Source organism: Holdemanella porci (genome assembly GCF_009696075.1).
GTDB classification, from domain to species: Bacteria; Bacillota_I; Bacilli_A; order Erysipelotrichales; family Erysipelotrichaceae; genus Holdemanella; species Holdemanella porci.
In genome coordinates this window covers 1-24971 of the sequence record NZ_VUMR01000001.1, presented here as the reverse complement: position 1 = coordinate 24971, position 24971 = coordinate 1, and the positions used below count along the sequence as shown (strand labels likewise).

Annotated in this window: 18 protein-coding genes and 1 pseudogene; all 19 read left to right on the top strand. The window is 31.1% G+C overall.

Features of this window, described 5'->3' with window-relative positions:
- Positions 1-3: 3 nt before the first annotated feature.
- Positions 4-576: a dTDP-4-dehydrorhamnose 3,5-epimerase gene (gene rfbC, locus FYJ55_RS00100; protein WP_154555103.1), complete on the top strand. Its 573-nt coding sequence runs from the start codon at positions 4-6 to the stop codon at positions 574-576.
- A 4-nt stretch (positions 577-580) separates the two neighbouring features.
- A complete protein-coding gene (rfbB, locus tag FYJ55_RS00095) occupies positions 581-1615 on the top strand; it encodes a dTDP-glucose 4,6-dehydratase (RefSeq protein WP_117571150.1) in 1035 nt (344 codons plus the stop codon).
- A gap of 5 nt (positions 1616-1620) precedes the next feature.
- Positions 1621-2475: a beta-1,6-N-acetylglucosaminyltransferase gene (locus FYJ55_RS00090; protein ID WP_154555102.1), complete on the top strand. Its 855-nt coding sequence runs from the start codon at positions 1621-1623 to the stop codon at positions 2473-2475.
- A 1-nt stretch (position 2476) separates the two neighbouring features.
- The gene (locus FYJ55_RS00085) at positions 2477-3622 is read left to right on the top strand and encodes a glycosyltransferase (RefSeq protein ID WP_154555101.1); all 1146 of its coding nucleotides are present in this window, start codon (positions 2477-2479) and stop codon (positions 3620-3622) included.
- Positions 3619-4530 carry a dTDP-4-dehydrorhamnose reductase gene (rfbD, locus tag FYJ55_RS00080; protein ID WP_154555100.1) on the top strand — a complete coding sequence of 304 codons (912 nt, stop codon included), beginning with the start codon at positions 3619-3621 and terminating at the stop codon, positions 4528-4530. Before FYJ55_RS00085 ends, rfbD begins: the two co-directional genes overlap by 4 nt.
- A gap of 112 nt (positions 4531-4642) precedes the next feature.
- Entirely contained in the window at positions 4643-7645 is a 3003-nt protein-coding gene (locus FYJ55_RS00075; protein ID WP_154555099.1) for an RICIN domain-containing protein, read from the top strand.
- Between the two features lie 99 nt (positions 7646-7744).
- The gene (locus FYJ55_RS00070; protein WP_154555098.1) at positions 7745-11104 is read left to right on the top strand and encodes an RICIN domain-containing protein; all 3360 of its coding nucleotides are present in this window, start codon (positions 7745-7747) and stop codon (positions 11102-11104) included.
- A 222-nt stretch (positions 11105-11326) separates the two neighbouring features.
- On the top strand, positions 11327-12427 hold the full coding sequence (locus FYJ55_RS00065; RefSeq protein ID WP_154555097.1) for a hypothetical protein: 1101 nt from the start codon (positions 11327-11329) through the stop codon (positions 12425-12427).
- A gap of 518 nt (positions 12428-12945) precedes the next feature.
- Positions 12946-14397: a sugar transferase gene (locus FYJ55_RS00060; protein WP_154555096.1), complete on the top strand. Its 1452-nt coding sequence runs from the start codon at positions 12946-12948 to the stop codon at positions 14395-14397.
- 32 nt (positions 14398-14429) lie between these two features.
- Positions 14430-15449, top strand: a complete 1020-nt coding sequence (locus FYJ55_RS00055; RefSeq protein WP_154555095.1) for a GHMP family kinase ATP-binding protein — start codon at positions 14430-14432, stop codon at positions 15447-15449.
- Position 15450: 1 nt separating this feature from the next.
- On the top strand, positions 15451-17376 hold the full coding sequence (locus FYJ55_RS00050; protein WP_229771010.1) for an HAD-IIIA family hydrolase: 1926 nt from the start codon (positions 15451-15453) through the stop codon (positions 17374-17376).
- Positions 17369-18628, top strand: a complete 1260-nt coding sequence (locus FYJ55_RS00040; protein WP_154555094.1) for a glycosyltransferase family 4 protein — start codon at positions 17369-17371, stop codon at positions 18626-18628. Before FYJ55_RS00050 ends, FYJ55_RS00040 begins: the two co-directional genes overlap by 8 nt.
- Before the next feature lie 16 nt (positions 18629-18644).
- The gene (locus tag FYJ55_RS11375; protein ID WP_154555093.1) at positions 18645-19835 is read left to right on the top strand and encodes a glycosyltransferase; all 1191 of its coding nucleotides are present in this window, start codon (positions 18645-18647) and stop codon (positions 19833-19835) included.
- Between the two features lie 80 nt (positions 19836-19915).
- Positions 19916-21130, top strand: a complete 1215-nt coding sequence (locus FYJ55_RS00030; RefSeq protein ID WP_154555092.1) for a hypothetical protein — start codon at positions 19916-19918, stop codon at positions 21128-21130.
- Positions 21131-21155: 25 nt separating this feature from the next.
- Positions 21156-22277 carry a glycosyltransferase WbsX family protein gene (locus tag FYJ55_RS00025; RefSeq protein WP_154555091.1) on the top strand — a complete coding sequence of 374 codons (1122 nt, stop codon included), beginning with the start codon at positions 21156-21158 and terminating at the stop codon, positions 22275-22277.
- Positions 22278-22618: 341 nt separating this feature from the next.
- Positions 22619-22927: pseudogene (locus FYJ55_RS11525) on the top strand (CatB-related O-acetyltransferase); the annotation flags it as partial.
- A gap of 147 nt (positions 22928-23074) precedes the next feature.
- A complete protein-coding gene (locus FYJ55_RS00015; RefSeq protein WP_154555090.1) occupies positions 23075-24169 on the top strand; it encodes a DegT/DnrJ/EryC1/StrS family aminotransferase in 1095 nt (364 codons plus the stop codon).
- Positions 24170-24212: 43 nt separating this feature from the next.
- Entirely contained in the window at positions 24213-24503 is a 291-nt protein-coding gene (locus FYJ55_RS00010; RefSeq protein WP_154555089.1) for a sugar 3,4-ketoisomerase, read from the top strand.
- A gap of 161 nt (positions 24504-24664) precedes the next feature.
- Positions 24665-24961: a transposase gene (locus tag FYJ55_RS00005; RefSeq protein ID WP_118116850.1), complete on the top strand. Its 297-nt coding sequence runs from the start codon at positions 24665-24667 to the stop codon at positions 24959-24961.
- Positions 24962-24971 lie beyond the last annotated feature (10 nt).

Genomic DNA, 24971 nt, shown 5'->3' with positions numbered 1-24971 from the left:
GTGATGAAGGTAACGGAAACAAAGATTCCTGGCGTATTGATTATTGATACGGATGTATTTGGTGATCATAGAGGATATTTTACGGAGACGTATTCGAAGCCTAAATATGAGAAGATGGGTATTACCGTCGATTTTGTACAGGACAATATGTCTTTTAGTGCGCAGAAGGGTACGCTTCGTGGTTTGCACTGGCAAAATCCGCCTTATGCACAGAGTAAATTGGTTTCTTGTACGAAGGGTACAGTCATTGATGTGGCTGTGGATATTCGTAAGGGGAGTCCTACATTTGGTCAATGGGTAAGTGTGGAATTGAGTGAAGAGAATCATAGACAGTTCTTTATTCCTCAGGGATTTGCGCATGGATTCTTAACTTTAACGGATAATGTTGAGTTTAGATATAAAGTAGATAATGTCTACAATAAAGAATCAGAAGGTGGAATGCGTTATGATGATCCAACTTGTAATGTGGATTGGGGTTCATTATTAAATGGTATTGAGCCTGTCTTGAGTGAAAAAGATCAGGTTGGACCTACTTTAGAAGAGTCAAACAATCAATTTGTATATGAAGGAGAATAAAAATATGAAAATTTTAGTAACGGGTGGTGCTGGTTTCATTGGTGGAAACTTTGTACATTATATGGTAAATAAATATCCTGAGGATATGATTGTGAACTTGGATAAATTGACATATGCAGGTAACTTAGAGACTTGTAAGCCTGTAGAAGATAAGCCTAACTATAAGTTTATCAAGGGTGATATTGCAGATCGTGAATTTATCATGGATTTGTTTGAAAAAGAAAAATTTGATGTCGTAGTTAACTTTGCGGCTGAAAGTCATGTTGACCGTAGTATTGAAGATCCTGAAATCTTTGTAAAGACAAATGTAATGGGTACAACAACATTATTAGATGCTTGTGTTAAGTATGGTATTCAAAGATATCACCAAGTATCAACAGACGAAGTATATGGTGATTTACCATTAGACCGTCCAGACTTGTTCTTTACTGAAAACACTCCACTTCACACTTCAAGTCCTTATTCAAGTGCGAAGGCAAGTGCTGACTTGTTTGTACTTGCATACCACAGAACGTATGGTTTGCCAGTAACAATTAGTCGTTGTTCAAATAACTATGGTCCTTATCATTTCCCAGAAAAATTAATTCCATTAATTATTTCTCGTGCATTAAATGATGAAACAATTCCAGTATATGGAACTGGTGAAAATGTACGTGACTGGTTACATGTATATGATCACTGTGTAGCAATCGATTTAATTGTTCGTAAGGGACGTGTTGGTGAAGTTTATAATGTGGGTGGTCACAACGAAAGAACAAACTTAGAAGTTGTGAAAACTGTATTACATGCATTAAACAAACCTGAAAGCTTAATTACGTATGTAACAGATAGAAAAGGTCATGACATGCGTTATGCGATTGACCCTACGAAGTTGGAAACAGAACTTGGATGGAAACCAAAATATACATTTGATACAGGTATTCCAATGACAATTCAATGGTATTTAGACAATAAAGAATGGTGGGAAAACATCATTAGTGGTGAATACCAAAACTATTTTGAAAAGATGTATGTAGAAAAAGGAAGAGCTAAGGAATAATCTTTATGTTAAGACATGCTTTTATAATGAGCGTGCATACAAATATGGAGCAGTTACAAGTCTTAGTAACTGCTCTTCATTTTGGAGATGTTTATATTCATGTTGATAAAAAACAAGAAGCTTTATACCAAAATCTAAAAGAAATGTATAAAAATAAACCCAATATTTTCTTTGTTGAAGATAGAATAAGTGTAAACTGGTCTGGTTTTAGTCAAGTTCAAGCGACTCTTAAATTGCTTGAATTGGTTGAATCGACTGAAAGAATATATGATTATATTCATTTTATAAGTGGGCAGGATCTACCTTTAATGTCACATGCGCAAATGGATGCGTATATTGAAAGTAAAGGTGCAGATAAACAATTTGTAGAAGTGAATGATATTGATAGCTATAAATGGAGATTAACGCAATATTCTTTCTTTAGAGAAAATCCAAACAATCGAAAGAAATTGTATCGATTGACTGATATAGTTCTTCGTTTAATTCAAATGCCTTTTGTTCGAAGAAAAAATTTTAAAGGATTTGAATTGTATAAAGGGTCTTCATGGTTTAGTATTACTTATGATTGTATGAAATATATCTTGTCGTATATTCGCGAGAATGATTACTGTTCTAAATTTAAATATACAGCATGTCCAGATGAACATTTCTTTCAAGTACTCTTGATGAATTCAAAGTATAAAGATAAAGTATTAAAATATAATTCAAGATACATTGTTTTTGAAGGATTGAATGCCAGTCCAAAAACATTAGGTGTTAAGGACATGGATTGTTTTATGAATGGACAATATATGTTTGCACGTAAATTTGATATGAATAAAGATAGACAAGTAATTAGTAAAGTATTAGATAGGGGCTAAAATGAAAAACATCTATATTGTTTTTGATAAATTACATTCAAATGAAGCTGGTGGACTTGTCTCAGCATATGCATCATTAATACAATTATTAAAAGATGACTATACAATTAAGGTTATTAGTATCATTAATTCTAATCTTACTAGACATGATATGTTTTCGGATTGTGAAATCATAAATGTTTCAAAACACGATTTCTTTCCTAGGATGGAAATTATATCGGATAGTTTGAAAAGCTTTAAGTTGCTTTTATTGTTGAAAGAGTTATTTAAATTGTTATGTTATTTCTGTTATATACCCATATCACGTATTAAAATGAAAAAGTTCTTTTCTTCAGAAGATATTATCATCGTTTCTTCTCCTGCAGCTGCTATGTTTATGAGTTCAAAAAATCGATTTATATTGGAAATACATACAAAGTTTGAGTATTTTTGGGGAACTAATAAATTAGGAAGACTTCAAAGTAAATTGATGTCAAAACCATACATCACTGTTTTTAGAACAAAGTCTGATATGGAAAAGGCAAGTAAATATTTTAACTCTACATATTCTTATAACTTTATTAATAAAGAACTTTTCAATGATACGGTAAGTATTGGTGAAAAGATAAGAAAACATAAAATTATCTATATGGGACGATTTGGAAAAGAAAAGAATCTTCCGAAAATGATTGAGTGTGCAAAGCAATTGAAGAAACAGATTCCTGATTTTACACTCGATATGTATGGTACAGGAGTCTTAGTTGATGATATTGCGAAACTAATTGAAGAAAATGACTTAAGTGAAAATGTTCATTTATGTGGTTTCTGTAATGATAAAAATATTTTCGATAACTATTCTTTATTATGGTTAACTTCTGATTTTGAAGGAATGAGTATGACAATTATTGAAGCTAAGGCCAAAGGTGTACCTACCATTTCTACAAATTGGGGAGACGGTGTTTTTGAAGTGATTCATGATAAGGAAGATGGTTTTGTAGAAAATACGGTTGAAGATATTGTGAATCGAACGGCTGAATTAATGAATGATAAAGAATTATTAATAAACATTTCAAAAAATGCACTTAAAAACTTTGACGAGTTTAGTAAAGAGAATGCATATAAGAGATGGATTGAATTATTGAAAAGGTTTGAAGGAGAATTAGAATGAAAGTTTTTGTGACAGGTGTGGCTGGACAATTAGGTCATGATGTAATGAATGAATTGGCTTCTAGAGGATATGTTGGAGTAGGTACAGACTTAGCTGAAAGTTATAGTGGTATTCAGGATGGTTCTTATGTAACTACAGCTGAATATGTATCTTTGGATATCACAAATAAAGAGGCTGTAATGAATACAATTAAAGCAGTAAATCCAGATGTAGTTGTACACTGTGCGGCATGGACGGCAGTAGACTTAGCAGAAGATGAAGATAAACAGGCTAAGGTTAAAGCTATCAATGTGGATGGAACTCAGAATATTGCGGATGCTTGTAAAGAAGTAGATGCGAAGATGGTCTATATTTCTACAGACTATGTATTTGATGGACAAGGAACTAAGCCTTGGCAACCGGATTGTAAAGATTATAAACCATTAAATGTTTATGGAAAGACTAAACTAGGTGGAGAACTAGCTGTTTCAAATACGTTATCTAAATATTTCATTGTTCGTATTGCGTGGGTATTTGGAAAGAATGGAAATAACTTCATTAAGACCATGTTAAATGTAGGAAAGAAATTTGATACATTACGAGTAGTAAATGATCAGATTGGTACGCCAACCTATACTTTTGATTTAGCTAGATTATTAGTTGACATGATTGAAACCGATAAATATGGTTATTATCATGCAACAAATGAAGGTGGATATATCAGCTGGTATGATTTTGCGTGTGAAATCTTTAAACAAGCTGGATATACAACAAAAGTAAATCCTGTAACAACAGAAGAATATGGTTTATCTAAGGCAGCTCGTCCATTTAATTCTCGTTTAGATAAATCTAAACTTGTAGAAAATGGTTTTAAACCACTACCTACTTGGCAGGATGCATTGGCTCGATATTTAAAAGAACTTGCTTAATATACATATGTATATTAAGCTTTTTATTTTTCTTTGAATGGATTAGTAACGTTTGATAATTGTAACGCTTCCAATATCGGTATAAAATAGAACCCATGGAGGGTTATACGTAATGAATAATAGAGATATTGCTAAAGTTGGTTTTGCCGTTCTTGCAGCGGTTATGAGTTATAATTTTGCAGATACTATCGTTCATGCTGAAGAAACAAGTGTTGAGCCTGTAAAAGAGACTGCACCTGTAGAAAATCAAGATGAATTAACAGATGTTATTGATGCGGTTGTTGAAGATACAAATGTTCCTGAAAACACTGAAGAAACAAATGTTCCTGAAAACACGGAAGAAACAGATGTTCCAAAAGAAGATGAAGAGACTACAACAGTTGGTGGTGGTAGTGATGCCAGTGCTAAATTAACTGAGGGTTGGTCAAGTGATTCTTTACAGTATGTTAAAGATGGTGCTTATGTTACGAATCGTTTTGCAGAGATTGATGGTCAAAAATATTATTTTGATGAGAATGGAAACAAGGTAACAGGTTTTAAAACAATTGGTACAGATTCATATTATTTTAATGAGTCTGGTATGATGCAGACGGGTTTACAAGTTCTTCATGATCAAGAAACGGGTGTTGCCGTATATTCTTTAAGAAAAGAAGATGGTAAATTACACTACTATTTAGATAATGGAGCTGCTTATAGTGGAATGATAAATTTAGAGGGGAAAGTTTATTATTTCGATAAAGGATTGCAGAGTGTTGGTGAAAAGCAGGCAAATGGATATTGGTACAATTTCAAGGAAGATGGTAGTTTATCTGTTGGCTTTGTGAATATTGGAAATAGTGTGAAATACTATGACAATTTGGGTAGAAGAATGAGTGGTTCTTTTACAGTTGATAAAGTAACATATCAAACAGATGGTAATGGCTTCATTACAAAAGCAAGTTGGAATGGTGTTTCTTACTTCTGCCAAAATGATGGAAGATGGGCTTGGAATACGGTTGGTGGTTACCGTTTTGGTGGTTCAGGATGTGTTCCTACTACGGTTACTATGATCGTAAATACAATCAATGGTACAAACTATACGCCTTATCAAGTTGGTCAAATTTTGCATAATGCTGGTTACTTCAACACAAGTTCCATTGGTACTGGTGGAGAGTCTTGGCAGTTTGTTGCGAATAAATTTGGCTTGAGTTATAAGAATAATTTAAATGTGGAATCAGCTAAACAAGAATTATTAAAGGGGAATATGATTGCGGCGGCTGTTGGTGGCGGAAAATTCTGTCCATGGTATGGTGTAACGCATGAAATATTATTATTTGGTTTAGATGCACAGGGCTATACAACAGTATATGATCCATATACAAGTTCACGTAATGGTCGTGTACATATTAGTGAGGTCTTCAATCATCCATCATGGGATAGTAGTGATAGAAAGAATGGTGGTCCATTCTTCTCGTTAGGTAAACTTAGAGATCAAAATTTATATCTAGATGTTTCTAAGGGAAATGCTCATGTAGGAAGTGTTTATTATACAGGTAATAATGTTGAACCAGAAGTAAATCTTTCATTGAAAAATACAGCATTGGTTCAAGGAAGAGATTATAAAGTTGTTTATTCGAATAATGTAAATTTAGGTAAAGGTACAGCCATTATTATTGGTATTAATGCCTTTACAGGTACATTGAATGTTTCTTTTGACATTATTAAGGATGAAATGTCTAATGGAACTTATGAAATTATTTCTTCATTAAATAGTAATAAAGTACTTGATATAAAAGATGGTTCAAAAGCATCTGGTGCTAGTATTCAAATTTATAATTGGAACGGTACGCAAGCACAACAATTTGTAGTGAATAAAAATCAAAATGGCTACTATACAATTAAGAATGTTGGTTCTAATTTATATGTAGGTATTAGTACAGATTGGAACACAATGGGAAATTATAATTCATTAATTCAAGGCGTAAATGCTTCTTCAAAAGCAGGTCAATTCATTTTTACTAGAAATAGTAATGGACAGTGGATTATTTCTTCAGCTTGGGATTCTAGATATGTATTTGATTTGAATGGGGCAAAATTAGACAATGGTAATAAAGTTCAACTTTATACCGTAAATGGTAGTTCTGCACAAGCATGGAAATTGTTGAAAGTAAAAAATCTTCGTGAAGAAATGGATGCATTAGCATCAAAGAACAAAAACACATTAAGTGATGGTACTTATACAATCCATTCATCTATAAATAAAAGTTATGTATTGGATGTAAATGGTGGTTCTAAAGTAAATTTTGGTAATATTCAACTATATCAAAGTAATGGTACTTTAGCACAAGGATGGAAAGTCAGTCACGATTCAAAAGGGTATGTTACGTTTATAAATATTGGTTCAGGAAAAGCAATCGATGTCAAAGATGGATCTGCTTATAATGGACAGAATATTAGTCAATATACTTCTAATAATACATATGCTCAAAAATGGATTGTAGTACAACAAAACAAAGGTTTTAAAATTATGTCTGCGTTAAATACAAGCTATGTCTTGGATTTAGATTCTGCTTTGACAAGAAATTATCAAAATATTCAGGCTTATAAATCAAATGATACGGCTGCACAACGTTGGTATTTTTCAAAATATGAATCTCCACGTGAAAAATTAAATAACATGGCTAAACAATACAATTCTAGTATTGAAGAAACAACGTATGTAGTTACAAGTTATTCAAATCCTAATTATGTGTTAGATATTGATGGTGGTTCAAAGTCAAATTGTGGTAACCTACAAGTTTACAAATCAAATAATACTAATGCACAAAAATGGAAAGTAAAAAAGGATTCAGTAGGTTATATCACATTTATTAATGTTGGATCTAATAAAGCACTTGACGTTTCAAATGCGAGTGTGAATAATGGTGCCAATATTTGGCAATATGAACTTAATAACACCTATGCTCAGAAATGGATTGCGAAGAAGAATACAGATGGTAGTTTGACATTTGTATCTGCTTTAGATGCGAACTACGTATTAGATATTAATGCAGGGATTGTTAAAAACCAACAAAATATACAACTATATCAAAGTAATGGCACAAATGCTCAGAAATTTAAACTAACAAAAATCTAATTTTATAACCAGGCACAAAAGTGTCTGGTTATTTTTTGGTTAGATTGAAATATTTTAAATATTCATTTAAAATAGATTTATTGGAAGAGGGATAGAAAAATGGCAAAAAAATTAAAACCACTTTTGGCTCTCGTATTAAGTGTATTTATGTCTGTATCAACATTGAATAATATGTATACAGTTCGTGCAGATGATGAAATTACACAAGAAGGGCCTATTGTAGAAGAAACACAAACAGAAGAAGAGACTACAGAAGAGCAAGTTCCTACTGTAGAAGAGGAAGAAGTTCCAGTTGTTGAGAAAGAGCCAGTTGTGGAAGAAGAGCAATTGGGTGATTCGAATATGATGGAATATTTCTTGGTCGATAATCCCGTATTATCAAATGGAGAAACAGAAAACTTTGTTCTTTCATTAAATAATGCAGAGGGGTATTCAGATTTTAGATTGACCATTCAAAAAGAGGATGGGTCTACTTTTGATTTAGAGAGTTCTGAACAAGTTGATAATTTAGTGAAATTTTCTAGAGTGTTTACTGAAGAAGAAAAAGGACAATATAGTGTGACTACACTTCATTATGTATATAATGGACAAGCTTATTATTTAAACTTTAGTGATTTAGAAATGGATGTTAAGTTTGGTGTGGATCAAGAATATGATGGGTATGATGCAACGTTACCGGATTTAACAGAGGATTCAATAAGTTCAGAAGGTGTTATTGAAGTTACGGATGTAAATAAGGCTGAAGAAGAGATTGTGAATGGGGTTGCGAGTCAACCGGCTATAATGTCAGTAGATGAGTTTTCAAGACATGCGACTGGTGGAATGACAATTTGTTTGGATCCAGGACATGGTGGTAGTGATTCTGGTGCTACTGCATTTGGGGCAAAGGAATCGGATTTAACTTTAAAGATTGCTCAATATTGTAAGGAAGAATTATCGAAATATGATGTAAATGTAGTTATGACTAGAACTACAGATACTCGTTTAAGTGAAGAAGCGGCTATGGATTTGAAAAATCGTGTGGAAGTAGCTAAAAAAGCAGGTGCTTCTTACTTTATTAGTATTCACATTAATTCTGCCCAAAATTCAGCAGCTCATGGTGCAGAAGTTTATTATCCAAATACAAGTGGCAATAAGAACCTTTCTAGTAATGGACAGAATCTAGCTAAGGCGATTCAAAGTCAATTAGCTGCATTAGGTTTATATGATCGTGGTATTAAGATACGTAACTATACGGATGGTACAACTTCATCAAATCCAAACAGTAGTGATCAAGATTATTATGGAGTCATCCGTTATGCAAAACAAGCAAATATCACGGGATTGATTGTTGAACATTGTTTTATTAGTAATAAAGAAGAGTTTGATAAATATTTAGGTTCAAATGCTAAGTTACAACAACTTGGTATTGCGGATGCGAAGGGGATTGTAAGTGCATTGGGTTTACAAGCTAAAAATGCTGATATAGATACGTTAGCAGCGGAAAAAAGAAATGTTTTAGCAGATGGTACATATACGATTTCGACTTTATTAAATTCTAATTATGTATTAGATGTAAAAGATGGCTCAACATCAAATGGAGCCAATATTCAATTATATGAAGCAAATGATACGGCAGCTCAACAATTTAAAGTTTCACATGACTCTCAAGGTTATGTAACATTTACAAATGTAAAATCTGGAAGAGTATTAGATTTAAATGGAGCAATTGTAAAAGATGCAGGTAATATACAGCAATACACTTCCAATGGTACACGTGCTCAAAAATGGATTGTAAAGCAAGATGGTAATGGATATGTTGTGATGTCTGCAATAAATCCAAACTATATTCTTGATTTAAATAGTGGATCTGTTCGAAATGGAAGTAATATTCAATTGCATTCTGTAACAGGTTCAAATTCACAAAGATGGAATATTACTAAGTATGTAAGTAAAGATGAAAGAATCAATAATTTGGCGGCACAAAACAAGAACACATTAGCCGATGGTGTATACGAGATCAATAGTGTAAAAAACAGTAATTATACTTTAGATGTTAATTCAGCTTCAACAAGAAATGGCGCGAATGTTCAATTATACTTACGTAATGGAACACAAGCACAAGCATTTAGAGTGAGTCATGATTCTCAAGGTTTTGTCACATTCACAAATATTAATTCGGGTAAAGTAATTGACTTAGATGGAGCTATCACAAAAAATGGTAGAAATATTCATCAATACGCATCAAACGGTACTCGTGCACAAAAATGGATTGTACAACAGAGTGGTTCCGGATATTCAATTGTTTCTGCGATAGATACAAGTTTTGCTTTAGATATTAGAAATGGTTCTGTTTATTCTGGCTCTAATATTCAACTATATAAGAGTAATAATACAGCAGCACAACAATGGACTTTTAATAAATATGTAACAGAGCGTGAGCGTTGTGATTCGTATGCCAGTCAAAATAAGGATCGTATGGCTGATGGTGTTTATTACATCAAAAATCAAAATGTTGGATTTGCGTTAGATGTTGCGGATGGAAGTCTGTATGGTGGTGCAAACGTTCAGTTGTATTCATTAAATAAAACAAATGCACAAAAATGGAAAATTACACATGATTCAACTGGATATGTTTCTTTCCAAAATGTTGGTTCAGGTATGTATTTGACAGCTAGTGGTAGTGGTATAACGGCTAACGTTTATCAACAAAAACAAACGAACGACTACAATCAAAAATGGATTGTAATGTTTGATAATAATCAAAATTTACGTATTGTTTCTGCCTTGAATTCAACTATGGTCTTGGATGTAAAAGATGGTAAAATCCGTAGATGTTCAAACATTCAGCTATATACATCAAATAACACAAATGCACAAAAATGGGTGTTTGAATATATTAATACGAATGCAACGGGTGGTTTGATGCAGATCATGGGTACTAGTCAAACTACAGTGGCTCAAATGGTTCGTTACTACAATGCGAATGCGTTAGGTTATGATACATTTAAAGCAAAATACAACGGTAAATATGATGGATGTTTAGCTAAGGGTGGAGCTAGTACAATCAACCAATTTGCTCAAATCTTCTATGAAGAAGCAACGGCTGAGGGTGTTAGAGCTGAAGTTGCCTTTACACAATGTATGAAAGAAACAGGTTTCTTAAAATATGGTGGAGACGTTCTTCCAAACCAATATAACTTTGCAGGTATTGGTGCAACTGGAGCAGTTCATGGAGCTAGCTTTAGCAATGTAAGAATGGGTATTCGTGCTCAGATTCAACATCTAAAAGCTTATGGTTCCGTATCCCCATTAACAAATCCATGTGTGGATCCAAGATTCAATTTAGTGAAGCGTGGTATTGCTCAATATGTGGAATGGTTAGGAATTAAAGAAAATCCAAATGGATATGGATGGGCTACTTCTAAGAGCTATGGTCATGATATTGTGAACATGGTAAATGTATTGTTGAAGAAATAGTAAGTTAGAGTTCAGTGATTGCTGAACTCTATTTTTGGTTATAGAAATAATTGAACAAGAAATATCAAAACAATGTATATAAAGCATAATATGATCATACAGTTATAAAAAGTTTGCACAAATTAATCGTTTGTTTGCATTTATTAACAATTTGAATCAATTACCAAATGTTCCATGATATAGTAAGTATAAAGTATTACCTATAGAAAGGAACAAAAGGGTATGAAAAAATTATTAGGTGTATTATTGGCGCTTTTTATGTTTTGTATACCAATGGGTATACAAGCAGATGAGGAGGTGTTATCTTTTGAATATACGGGTCACCAGATAGAGATTAAGGGAGCGTTTGCATATTACCTACTTGATGATGGTATACATGTATCTGAAGCTCCAATGGATTGTGGAAGGTATCGAGCTATTTATTCGGATGGCAGTAATATTGAGTATGAAATTACTCCAAAAGTAGTTCATGTGAAAGTAAAATATAACAAAGATTGGAGACCAGGAGATCCAGAAGAAAATCGATATTTATGTGAGTATGATGGTGACTATGAATTTATATTAAGTTCTTATGTAAACGGTGATTTTAAAACAGATTATGATGATAACTACAAATTTGAATTTGAGCCAAAGAATAAGAAGGATGTAGAAATAGTTAAAACAACAATTACTCATCCAGATGTTGAATATGTTTATACAGGTTCTGATATCGTGATTGATAGTAAAGTGGATTCTATTAGTCCAATTTCATTTAAGAATGTTGGAGAATACATTGTAAGTTTCAATGTTGATTCTAATTATTATGAATCCATTCCATTCAAGGTTACGATTCTTCCTAAAACAGTACATCTAAGATTAAATAAGTATCAAAAGTATGTTGGAGAAAAGGATCCAGTATTAGAAACAGATGATTACATATTAACAAGAGAAGTTGGCGAAGGTGTTGGCAATTATAAACTTACCGTAAAAAGTAAATCAAGAAATTATAAGTATGAAATCATTGAGAATGATATATTTACAATCTTAGAAAACAAGTTACAACAAATAAAACCTGAAGTAACTAATCATCCAAGTAATGATGAAAAGAAAGAACCCTTACATTCAGTTAATACTTCGAATAAAGATAAAATTAAACATGCAGGTGCTTCTGATAAGAACACAAGTATAAACATTGAAACCAAAGCAAATAAAGAATCTGCGAAAACAGAAGCAAAAGTTGTAACAGGTGTATCAAATTTAACCTCAATGTATTATTTGTCAATGATATCTAGTATTGCAGTGATAATGTATATCTTAATAAAGAAGAAAAATGTTAAAAGTTAAATAAGAATAAACAGAGCCTTCACATATCACAAGAGTGGAGGCTTTGATTTATATTGAACTCGCTCAATACGTGTATGCGTTTACATTTAATTGGTTATAAATTCAATTGATTGCATTCATGAAATTAATCGATATGTAAAGCAAATTTTATAAAATTTATTTTGCTTCTCTATATTTTTAATATTTCTTTTAAATAAAGTATATCTTTAACTTTTGTGCTTTTTATGTGAATTTTCAGGTATTAAATGGTAATTGACATATTATATATATAGGATAAAATTATTAGACAATAGTTTTATCATGGAATAAGTATGACTGTTGTAAGGTAATAGGAATAAAAATGCTACATTTAGATGATGTTAGAAATAGCTGGTTTACCGCATTTTTAATTGATTCGTTTATCTTCTATCAGGGTTTGGATAGGGAGAAATGTATCTAAAATTTCATATTTTATTGCTTATTAAGGCTTGTAAAATTCTAATGAGCTTTTTTTATGTTTATAGGAATGGGAGAATAATATGTATAGGAAGAATACAAATGGGTGGTTGAAACATATCGATTTTATCATTCTTGATATGATATGTTTGCAAATTGCATTTGTCGTGGCTTATTTTATTAAGAATGGAAATATACACCTATATAATAATTTCTTATATAGGAATATGGCTATCATATTAGAAGCAGCAGATTTAATGGTTTTACTGATTTTTGGTACATTAAAGGGTGTATTAAAAAGAGGGCATTATCAAGAGTTTGTAAAAACATTAAAACATAGCTTTATTGTTTGCTTATTGGCTGTTTTATATTTGTTTACAGTTCAAAAGGGAGTTTTCTTTTCAAGATTTATTTTATTCTTAACAATCGGCATTTATTTTATATTGACATATATATTAAGAGAACTGTGGAAGACTCATATAAAAAAGGGTGTGAATAGTGGTAAGAGAAGAAAACTATTAATAGTCACATCTAGTACGATTGCAGATAAAGTAATTGAGAATGTTGAAAAGAATAATTATTCTCGTTATGACATTGTTGGTTTTGCATTATTAGATAAGGATTTGATTGGAAATCAAATTAATAATGTTTCTGTAGTAGCAAATAATGAAACAGTTGGTATGTATGCATGTAAAGAATGGGTAGATGAAGTATTAATTGTTTTACCTAAAGAAATTGCTTATCCAAATACTTTGATTGAACAATTAACAGAGGCTGGTATTACAGTACATATGAATTTAGCTAAGGTTGTTAATTCACCTGGTAAGAAACAGTTTGTTGAAAAGATTGGGGATTATACGGTTCTTACTACAAGTATAAATTATGCTTCATTAAATGAATTGTTCTTAAAGAGAATATTTGATATTGTTTGTGGTTTATTAGGATGCATATTAACATTAATTATTTGTATCTTTATAGGACCTGCAATTTATATTGCTAGTCCAGGCCCCATTTTCTTTTCACAAGAACGTGTTGGTAAGAATGGCAAGAAATTTAAGATGTATAAATTTCGCAGTATGTACTTAGATGCGGAAGAAAGAAAAGCAGAATTAATGAAAGACAATAAGCTTGGGGATGGTAAAATGTTTAAACTTGATTTTGATCCTCGAGTTATTGGAAATAAAGTCATGTCGGATGGAACTCATAAAACAGGTGTTGGTGAATTCATTCGCAAAACAAGTTTAGATGAATTTCCACAATTTTTTAATGTATTAAAAGGAGATATGTCTATTGTAGGAACTAGACCTCCTTTAATATCAGAAACAAATCTATATGAGTATCAACACTTTGCAAGACTAGCTATAAAACCAGGTATAACTGGAATGTGGCAAGTGAGTGGAAGAAGTGAAATTATAGATTTTGAAGAAGTAGTTAAACTTGATAAATATTATATTGAGAATTGGAATCTTGGTTTAGATATTAAGATTCTATTAAAAACTGTACTAGTTGTAGTATGTAAAAAAGGTGCGGTTTAAAATTAAAAGAAAACAAAAGGAGAATATATATTATGATTATTACACAAACACCATTTCGAATGTCTTTTTTTGGTGGTGGTACAGATATAGAAAGCTTTTTTAAAAAACATGGAGGAGCTGTTTTATCCACTACATTTGATAAATATTGCTATGTCAATGTTAGACATTTACCTAGGTTTTTTGACTATAGTACTGAACTTTCTTATTCGCGTACAGAACGAGTAACAAATGTAAATGATATTGAGCATCCAGCGATTCGTAATGCAATGCAGATGTTAGATATGCATGAAATTCGTTTGACATATGAAGCTGACTTACCTGCTAGAAGTGGACTAGGTACTAGTTCATCATTTGCGGTAGGAATGTTGAATGCATTTTATGCTTTAAAAGGCAAATATGCAGACAAGAGAAAATTAGCTGATGAAGCTATTTATCTTGAACGAGTTCTATGTGATGAAGCTGGTGGTTGGCAAGATCAAATAGCCGCCTCATTTGGTGGATTTAACAGAATTAATTTTAATACAGATGGTACTTATGATGTTTTACCTGTAATTATTTCGCCGGAAAGAAAGAAACAATTAAATAATAATTTAATGATGTTTTTTACGGGATTTACTAGATTTTCATCTGATGTACAAAAGGCAAATGCTGGATCAATTGAAACACGAGAAGCTAAGGAAAAAAGATACCTTGAAATGTTATCTTTGGTAGATAAAGCGGAAAATATATTAACTGATAGTGCTGCTGATTTAGATGATTTTGGAAGAATGTTGGATCATACATGGAATTTAAAAAAACAAACAGGATCAGCTGTTTCTACTAATAACATTGATGAGTTATATGATAAAGGTATGAAAGCTGGTGCATTAGGTGGAAAATTACTAGGTGCTGGTGGTGGAGGCTTCTTGGTGTTCTATGTTCAGCCTGAATGCCAGGATGCTGTAAAAGAAGCTATGAAAGATCTAATGCATATTCCATTTAAGTTTGAAGATGGAGGTACAAGAGTAATCCATTATACACCAGAAACTTATGTGCCTTTGGAGGAAAAATAATATGAAAGTAGTGATTATGGCTGGAGGTAAAGGTACAAGAATATCAGAATTGTTTCCAGATATTCCTAAACCAATGATACCAGTGTGTGGAGTTCCGGTGTTGGAAAGAGAAATCTGTTCTTTAAAGGAACAGGGATTTACGGATATTATTTTGACTGTAGGTTATAAGGCAAATGTGATTATGGACTATTTTAACGATGGGTCTCAGTTAGGAGTTCATATTGACTATTTTGTGGAAAAACAACCATTAGGAAATGCAGGTGCATTATTCCAATTAAAGGATAAATTAACAGAGGATTTTCTTTTGTTAAATGCTGATGCAATGTTTAATGTGGACTTTAATCGCTTTGTAAACTTCCATAAAGAACACAAAGGGTTAGTAACTTTGTTTACGCATCCTAATAATCATCCTTATGATAGTGGATTGATTATTGCAAATAAAGATAAACAAGTGGAAAAATGGCTTGCTAAAGAAGATGTAAGACCAAAATTCTATCAGAATAGAGTGAATGCAGGTTTGCATGTTATTAGTCCAGAAGTTTTAAATATGCAATTTACTACAGAAAAAGTAGATTTAGATAGACAAGTATTAAAACCGTTATGCGGTACTGGTACAATGTACTGTTATGATAGTCCTGAATATGTAAAAGATATGGGAACTCCTGATAGATTTGAAGGGGTATGCAAGGATTTTAAAAACGGCATTGTGGAAGGAAGAAATCTTAAAAATAAACAAAAAGCTATATTTGTTGATCGTGATGGTACAATTAATAAATATGTAGGTTTCTTGAGAGATACAAAACAGTTTGAATTGTTAGAAGGAGTTTCTGAAGCTATTAAGACAATCAATCAGTCAGGATATTTAGCTGTTGTTGTTACAAATCAACCTGTAATTGCTAGAGGTGAAGTAACATATGAAGGTTTGCAAGAAATCCATAATAAAATGGAAACTCTTCTTGGAGAAGATGGTGCATATTTAGATGGCATTTACTTCTGCCCGCACCACCCTGATAGTGGATATGAGGGAGAAATTAAAGAATTAAAGTTTGAGTGTGAATGTAGAAAGCCAAAACCAGGCATGTTATTCAAGGCTGCGCAAGATCTAAATATTGATTTAGAACAATCATGGATGATTGGTGATGGAAAGAATGATATTCAAGCTGGAAAGAATGCTGGATGTAGAACTGCATTAATTGGAAGTGAAGATTATGGACAGGATTTGACTGTAGATTCATTATTTTCGTTTGTTAATAGAGTGGTAGGAAGAAATATGAAAAAAATATTATTACATGTTGATTTGTTAATAGAAAGATATCCTGCTTTAGAATCTTGTAAAGATGATATTTTAAATGCTTATTATTTGTTGGAAGAGTCTTATGCAAACGAAAACAAGCTTTTAGTAGCAGGCAATGGTGGATCAGCTGCTGACTCTGAACATGTTGTAGGGGAACTAATGAAAAGTTTTAAGTTGCCTCGAAAACTAGATAAAGAATTTAAAAGTAAATTAATTCAAGAAGATGAAGAATTAGGTCTTGTGTTATCTAAAAATTTACAGGGAGCTTTACCCGCAATTGCTTTAGATGGGCATTTAGCACTATCAACGGCATATATGAATGATTGTGAACCGTTATTATGTTTTGCTCAACAAGTAAACGGATTTGGTAATGCGGGGGATATCTTTTTAGGTATTTCTACGAGTGGAAACAGTAAAAATGTTCTATATGCTGCAGTTACAGCACATGCAAAGGGAATGAAAGTAATAGGGCTTACTGGACAAAAAGAGAGTAAGCTATCTGAAATAGCAGATGTATGCATTAAAGTACCTGAAACCGAAACGTATATGATTCAAGAATTGCACTTACCTGTTTATCATTGTCTGTGTCTGATGTTAGAAGATTATTTTTATGGAGAAATAGAGGATGAATAAAGAAAAAACAATACTCTTTGTCATGCCAAGACTTCCTTTTCCAGCTGTTTCAGGACGCAAAACTTCTTTATATCATTATTGTAAGATTCTTTCACAGGAATTAGGGTATCGTCTAGTTGTAGCTGCTTTCTTAGAAAGTGGAGATGATCCAAATTTAAAACCGGATTTTATCGATAAATTAGTAATATTAAAAAAACCATTAAAAAAAGAAAAAATTAACAATATTATTTTTAAATCGATAATCAAAGGAAAAGTACCTTTGCAAGTATCGTTGTTTTTAAGTAAGCGTGCAATGAATCAAATCGATAATCTTGTCGAAAGTGAAAAACCAAAAATAATTATTAGTGATATGGTTCGATGTACTGAGTATATAAGAGACAGAGACATCTACAGTATAGCAGACTTGGATGATAGAATCTCATTAAGGTATAAAAGACAATTAAATACAGATATTGAAAATGTTAATCCTTATGGTGCATTTATATATACAATTCCAAAATTTTTGCAAAAAATAGCCCTATTAAAACCATTAAAAGTTTTTGTATTAAAGAGAGAAATAAAATTGCTCGATAAGTATGAGCTAGAAATAGGCAAGAGTTGTGATAAAACTGTATTTGTTGCAGAGAAAGAAGTAAAGGAATTTAATTCACAATTAAAGGAAAATAAAGCAGTGGCAGTACCAATAGGAGTCGATGTAGATTATTTTTTTCCTGTCAAGAATTTAGAAAATAGAAATATTATTTCATTTTTAGGCGCTTTAAATGTTGCTCATAATGAAAATGCAGTAATCAATTTTATAGAAAATATATTCCCTTTAGTCTTACAAAAGCAACCAGATACGTTATTTTCAATTATAGGTGGTGGGGCATCAGATAAATTATTGTCTTACAGCTCAAGTAATGTAGAATTTACTGGAAGAGTAGATGATGTTAGGGATTATCTTGCAAAAAGTAAGGTTTTTGTTTGCCCAATGACATTTGGAAGCGGAATTAAGACAAAAAATCTCGAAGCAATGGCAATGGGATTACCTGTTGTTACAACTACAATTGGAGCAGAAAATATAAATGCAGTTAATGGTGTAGATTGGTTTATTGAAGATACATACTCTGGATTTGCAAACTGTATATTAAATATCTTAAATAATCAAAAATTACAACATGATATGTCATCTTGTGCGAGAAATTATATTTTACATAATTTCACTTGGGAAGTAGCAAAAAATAATTTTGAAAATTTATTAAATATAGAATAAAAATGGAGTTGGTAACGTGAAAATTCTTTGGATAACACTGGAATCAATTCTTCCTGCTAATACCGGAGGAAGAATTGGTGTTTATAAACGCTTAGAACAGATTTCTAAAACAGAAGATATTTACTTGTTCTATCCATATGATAATGATAATGAATTAACATATGTTGAAGAACTAAAAAAATATTGTAAAGAAGTGCATGCTTATAGCAGAAATAAAAATAAGATTTCAGGAATTCTAAAGTTATGGAAATATCCTTTCACAGTTTCTTCTCGAGTAATATCTGAGATGGAGAATGATTTAAAAAAATGTATTGATGATAATCATATTGATGTTATTAATGTGGATTTTCCCCATATGTGTGCTTGTTTAGAAAAATTGAATTGTGATATTCCTATAGTTTTAAATGAGCACAATATTGAATGGAAGGTTTATAGAACAATAGCAAAGAGCCATAAGAACGTTCTAAACAAACTGGCATATTTTGTAGATAGCTATAGATTAAAACATTATGAAAGAAATTTATTTAAAAAACATAAATTTTCAAGAGTTACTTTTGTTTCTTCGAAAGATATGAAATTTATGATTGATAATGGCATTATTAATCATAAGCAAGCAGTTCTTATACCAGTTGGTGCAGATAAGCATGAAATTAAACACAGTACACACAAAGGAATAAATATAGTGTTTGTTGGTAAAATGTCATATGGACCAAATATAGAGGCTGTTACATGGTTTAGCAAAGAAGTAATGCCAAAATTGCTAAAAGATGAAGGATTATCAAATCTAACTTTTTATATTGTTGGTAAAGATCCTGTTGATGAGGTTAAAAATTTAGAATCTGATCACGTTGTCGTAACTGGTATGGTTGATGATGTTTCAGAATATTATAATAATGCAGACTTAGTTGTTTTACCATTAAAAAATGGTGGTGGAGTTAAAGTTAAGCTTCTTGAAGCAATAAGTTTTAAAAAGCCTATTGTATCAACATCAGTGGGTGTTGAAGGAACATATTATGCTAATCATCTTATTCCTGTTGCAGATGATAGCAATGGATTTGCTAAATATTGTGTAGATATATTAAATGGAACTAAATCTTATCCAGAAAGTGAAGTGTATAATTATTTCGAATTAAATTATACTTGGAATAAGATTGGAGACAAGTATTTAACTTTATTTAATGAAATATTTAAGTTTAAGAATTTGTGAACAAAATTAAAAATTCAAAAATGTAAAATTTCTGAGATTTGTTAAATGATTGGATATAGTTTCATAAAAAGGAGTTTTGAATGAAATTAAAAATACGAAAATTAAATATCTATTCACTTTTAGTTTTATCTGTTTTTTTTGATGCATATGCATTAGTTTATATTAAAACATATCCTGTTACAATATTTACAATTGTTTCGATATTTGTTTTAGTACACAATATTATAAATAATCGCAATAGATATTTAAAAATCACGCAGCAATCAGTTATATTATTGCTTTTTATAATTTATTTATTTATTAATTACACCTATTTTGAATTTGAAAACACATCTTCATTTGTATTAGCTTTATATTTTTTAATCCTAGCTTTATTGAGCTATAGAGATGAAAAAGTTTATGAATTTGAGGGATATTGTAGGTTATTTCAAAGAATAATGACATATATGTCTATATATGGAATATATCAATTAGTTGGAAGATTGTTCCACTTTCCATTTACAGATATAGTTATTAAAGGACATATGGTTACAGGTTACAACTGGACAAATACTATTTATATATTTGGACAAACATTATATCGTAGTAATGCAATATTTCGAGAGCCTTCATATTTTTCTCAAATGCTTGCAATTAGCTTGCTTTTATATGTTCCGATTATTTTATATAAACAAGAGAGAACTAGGAAAAACATTTTCTCTGTAATTTTACAGATGTTAGCATTGGTAACTACTTTTTCAGGAACTGGAATTTTGATTTTTATAATTGGATTATTTATATTATCTATTACAATGTTTAAAAAAAAGTTGTTTTGGAATAGGATGGTTCCATTATTTATAGTCTGTGTTATTATAGGAACTATAGTAATTTCTTTCACAAATCTAGGTGGTTATTTTTTAAGTCGATTACAAGAATTATTAGTTTATAATCGTGACGCTTCTTCAGGTTTTGTTAGATTTAGGGCTTGGGTTATGGTTGTACAAGAAGCTTGGTCACACAATATGCTTTTAGGAAGTGGTATCGGTACTGGTTCAATGTATGTGTCAAAATATATAATACAGTATTTTGGAATGACATTAAGTGGATTTGCTAGAGTTTCTACCGAACTAGGCTTAATTGGGATTCTAATTTGGTGCTCTTTTATTATTTCTTTTTTTAGAAAAAAAGAAATGGCTATTTCAATTAGATATGTTTTGCTTTGTAGTTCATTAATACCTTTAATATTTATGCAAGAAGCATTTTCATCTAATATGTTTTGGCTATTTATTGTATTAATTAATTGTAAAATAAACTAAAGTAGAAAAGGAGATTAGTAATTTTATGTTTAAAACAAAAATTATTGCAAATTATTTACCGCAATTTCATGAAATTCCGGAGAATAATCGTTTTTGGGGAAAAGGGTATACGGATTGGGTAGCAGTCAAAAAATCAACTCCATTATTCGAAAATCATTTACAACCTAGAATTCCTAAAAACAAAAATTATTATTCTTTGGATGATAAAGACGTAATAAAATGGCAAGCAGAATTAGCAAAAAATAATGGCATTTATGGATTTGGTATATATCATTATTGGTTCTCATCTGACATGCAATTATTGCAAAAACCAGCAGAAATTCTTTTAGATTCTAAAGAAATTGATATTAATTTTATGTTTATCTGGGACAATGGTAGTTGGAAAAGAACCTGGAGTAATGTAAAGAGAGGTAATGATTGGGCACCTGAATTCGACAATAGAAAAGAATTAGAGGTTAATGGTAACTCAAATACAGACAATGGAATGTTAGCAGAATTAAAATATGGTAATGAAGAAGATTGGAAAAAACATTTTGATTATTTGTGTAAGTTTTTTAATGATAAAAGATATATAAAAAAAAATAATTGTCCAATGTTTGGCTTTTTTCAACCAGATAATGATTATGAAACTGTAAAAAAAATGTGCGAATATTGGAATTCATTAGCAAAAGAAAATGGATTTAATGGTATGTGTTTTGTTTCTAAATGTAACTATAAAAATGCAAATTTAGATTATTCTTTTAAATATGAGCCTTTAAGTGTTAATACAAATAAAGAATTAATGATATCAAGAATTCAAAACATTAAAAATAGATATTTCCCAAAATTAAGAATATACGATTATGATAAAATTTGGAAGAAAATTATTTCGGATGCCAAAAATTGTAAAAATAAAAAGCAATTTTATGGTGGTTTTGTTGGATTTGATGATACTCCTAGAAGAGGAAAAAAAGCTAAGATTATATTAGGTCAAACTCCGAAAAAGTTTGAAAAATATTTAAGAGAGTTATTAGAGGTTTCTGATCAAATGAATAAAGAGTATATTTTTCTTACTGCGTGGAATGAGTGGGGAGAAGGCGCTTATCTAGAGCCTGATGAACATGATGATGATAGTTATTTAAAAGCGATAAAGAGAGTTACAGAGTGATGAAAGTTTTAAGATATATTATTAAATCAGTTACAAAAGGTTTATATGTTAAAATTAAATTTTTTATTTTTAAATTAAAATGGTATTTAAATAATTATGAAAATCAAACAGTACCTATGACTTTTTTTCCAATCGAAGATGTAAAAATTGGTAAAGGTACGTATGGAGATTTGAATATTTATAAGTTTAATAATATCTCTAAAATTAAAATAGGGTGTTACTGTTCTATTGGGCAAAATACTAGTTTTATTATTGACGCTGATCATCCCTTAAATCATTTTTCTACATATCCATATAAAGCTATGTTATTACACACTCAAAAATGCGAAGCTATTTCTAAAGGCGACATTAATATTGGTGATGATGTTTGGATTGGTTTTGGCTCAACAATTATGTCAGGTGTGACTATTGGGCAGGGAGCTGTGATTGCTGCTGGGTCAGTGGTTACAAGAGATGTTCCTGCTTATGCTATAGTTGGAGGTGTTCCAGCTAAACTAATTAAGTATAGATTTGATCCAGATATGATAAAGGAACTTGTTAAAGTTGACTATAGTAAATTAACAAAAGAAATGGTGAATGATCATATCGATAATTTATATAAGGAATTAAAAAATAAAAATGATTTAGATTGGCTAGTAAAAGATAAATAAATTTTCTACATCAGTTGTTTAAGATAAAAATGTAAGTTTATTTGCATATGATTTGTTATATTAAAATAGTTAAATTTTATTACACTGTAGTAAACATTTAATTTATTTACGTTTTTGAAATTACATAAAATAAGGAGGATTAGTTATATGAAAATTATGCCTAATAGAATGGATAGAGGATTCTTTCAGTATCAAAAAGAATTTGAAAATAAAGCACTGGATGTATTACGGTCTGGTTGGTATGTATTAGGTAATGAAGTTTCTGCTTTTGAAGAGGAATTTGCTTCTTATGTTGGAACAAAGTATTGTGTAGGTTTAGCCTCAGGACTTGATGCACTTTGGATTGCTTTTCGATTGTTAAATATCGGTCCTGGTGATGAGGTATTAGTACAGGGGAACACCTATATAGCATCTGTTATGGGAATTACTATTAATAATGCTACACCTATCTTTATTGAACCTGATGAACATTTTGGGATGGATCCAGAAAAGATTGAACATGCTATTACGGACAAAACCAAGGCAATCTTAGTTACTCATTTATATGGTATGGCATCAAGAATGGATGAGATTGTTAAAATTTGTAAAAAACATAATCTTAAATTGGTAGAAGATTGTGCTCAGTCTCATGGGGCTTGTTATAACGGAAAAATGACGGGTAGTTTTGGTGACATTGGTTGTTTTTCATTTTATCCATCTAAGAATTTAGGGGCTTTTGGAGATGGTGGAGCAATTACAACAAATAATCCAGAATTAAATAAAGCATTTCGAACTTTTAGAAATTATGGATCTCAAAAGCGCTATTATAATGAAGTTGTTGGTGCTAATTCTCGTTTGGATGAATTGCAAGCGGGTTTATTAAGAATAAGATTAAAACATTTGGATGAATTAACAGAGGAAAAATGCAAAATTGCTGAAAGGTATAACAAAGAAATTAAGAATCCTTTAATTAAACTTCCAAAGGTAGCAGACGGTGCATCATGCGTATGGCATCAATATGTTATTACTTGTGAGGAAAGAGATCGATTAATTGATTATTTAGACAGCAAAGAGATAGGTACTATTATTCATTATCCAGTACCTCCACACCTTCAGGAATGTTATAAGTATCTTGGACACAAAGTGGGAGACTTCCCAATTACTGAATATTTAGCAAAGACAGTTTTGTCTATTCCAATGTATAATGGTATGACAGAGGAAGAACAAAATATTGTTATAAAAGCTATAAATGAATTTAAATAAGTTTTATTGTATTAAATCTATTACATACACAAGGAGAGATATTATGAGTTTAAAAGATAAATGTCCTATTATTGAGTTCAGTGATTTAGGGGATGAAAGAGGAAAGTTAGTTGTTATAGAAGGTGGAACAGGTATTCCTTTTGAAATACAAAGAGTTTTTTATATCTATGGGTCTGATGCATCAGTTGTGAGAGGAGAGCATGCTAATCGTGAATCAGAATTTGTTCTTATAAATGTTGCTGGTACAAGTAAAGTTAGAATCACTGATGGGGATGAAGAAATAATTGTTGAATTAAATAAACCAATGATGGGAGTGTATATTCCGAAGATGTGATGCTAGTATATTTATAGGACAGGTAAAACATCTCGAATTTGATTTGATAAGGAACCAATCACATTAAAAATAGAATGAGATATTGAACATGACTGTCCTGGATATTGTAGATTCTTGTGCATATGGTACAATGTCAAGACAATAACAAAGGAGTATAAAAAATGTCAAGAAACAGTAAAGCCTATGACCAAGAATTTAAAGAAAATGTTATTAATTATGTTTTAGAACATCCAGAAGAAAAATACACTGCACTTGGAAATAAATTCGGTGTTCATCCTACAACGATTGCTGGGTGGATGAAACAATATCGCAGCAATGACAATCAAGTTATTGTTAGAGGCAGCGGTAATTATGCAAGTGATGAAGCTAAAGAAATCGCCAAATTGAAAAAGGAACTAAAAGACACAAAGGACGCGTTAGAAGTATTAAAAAAAGCTATTGGCATACTGGGCAAGTAAAGCCCCGTGA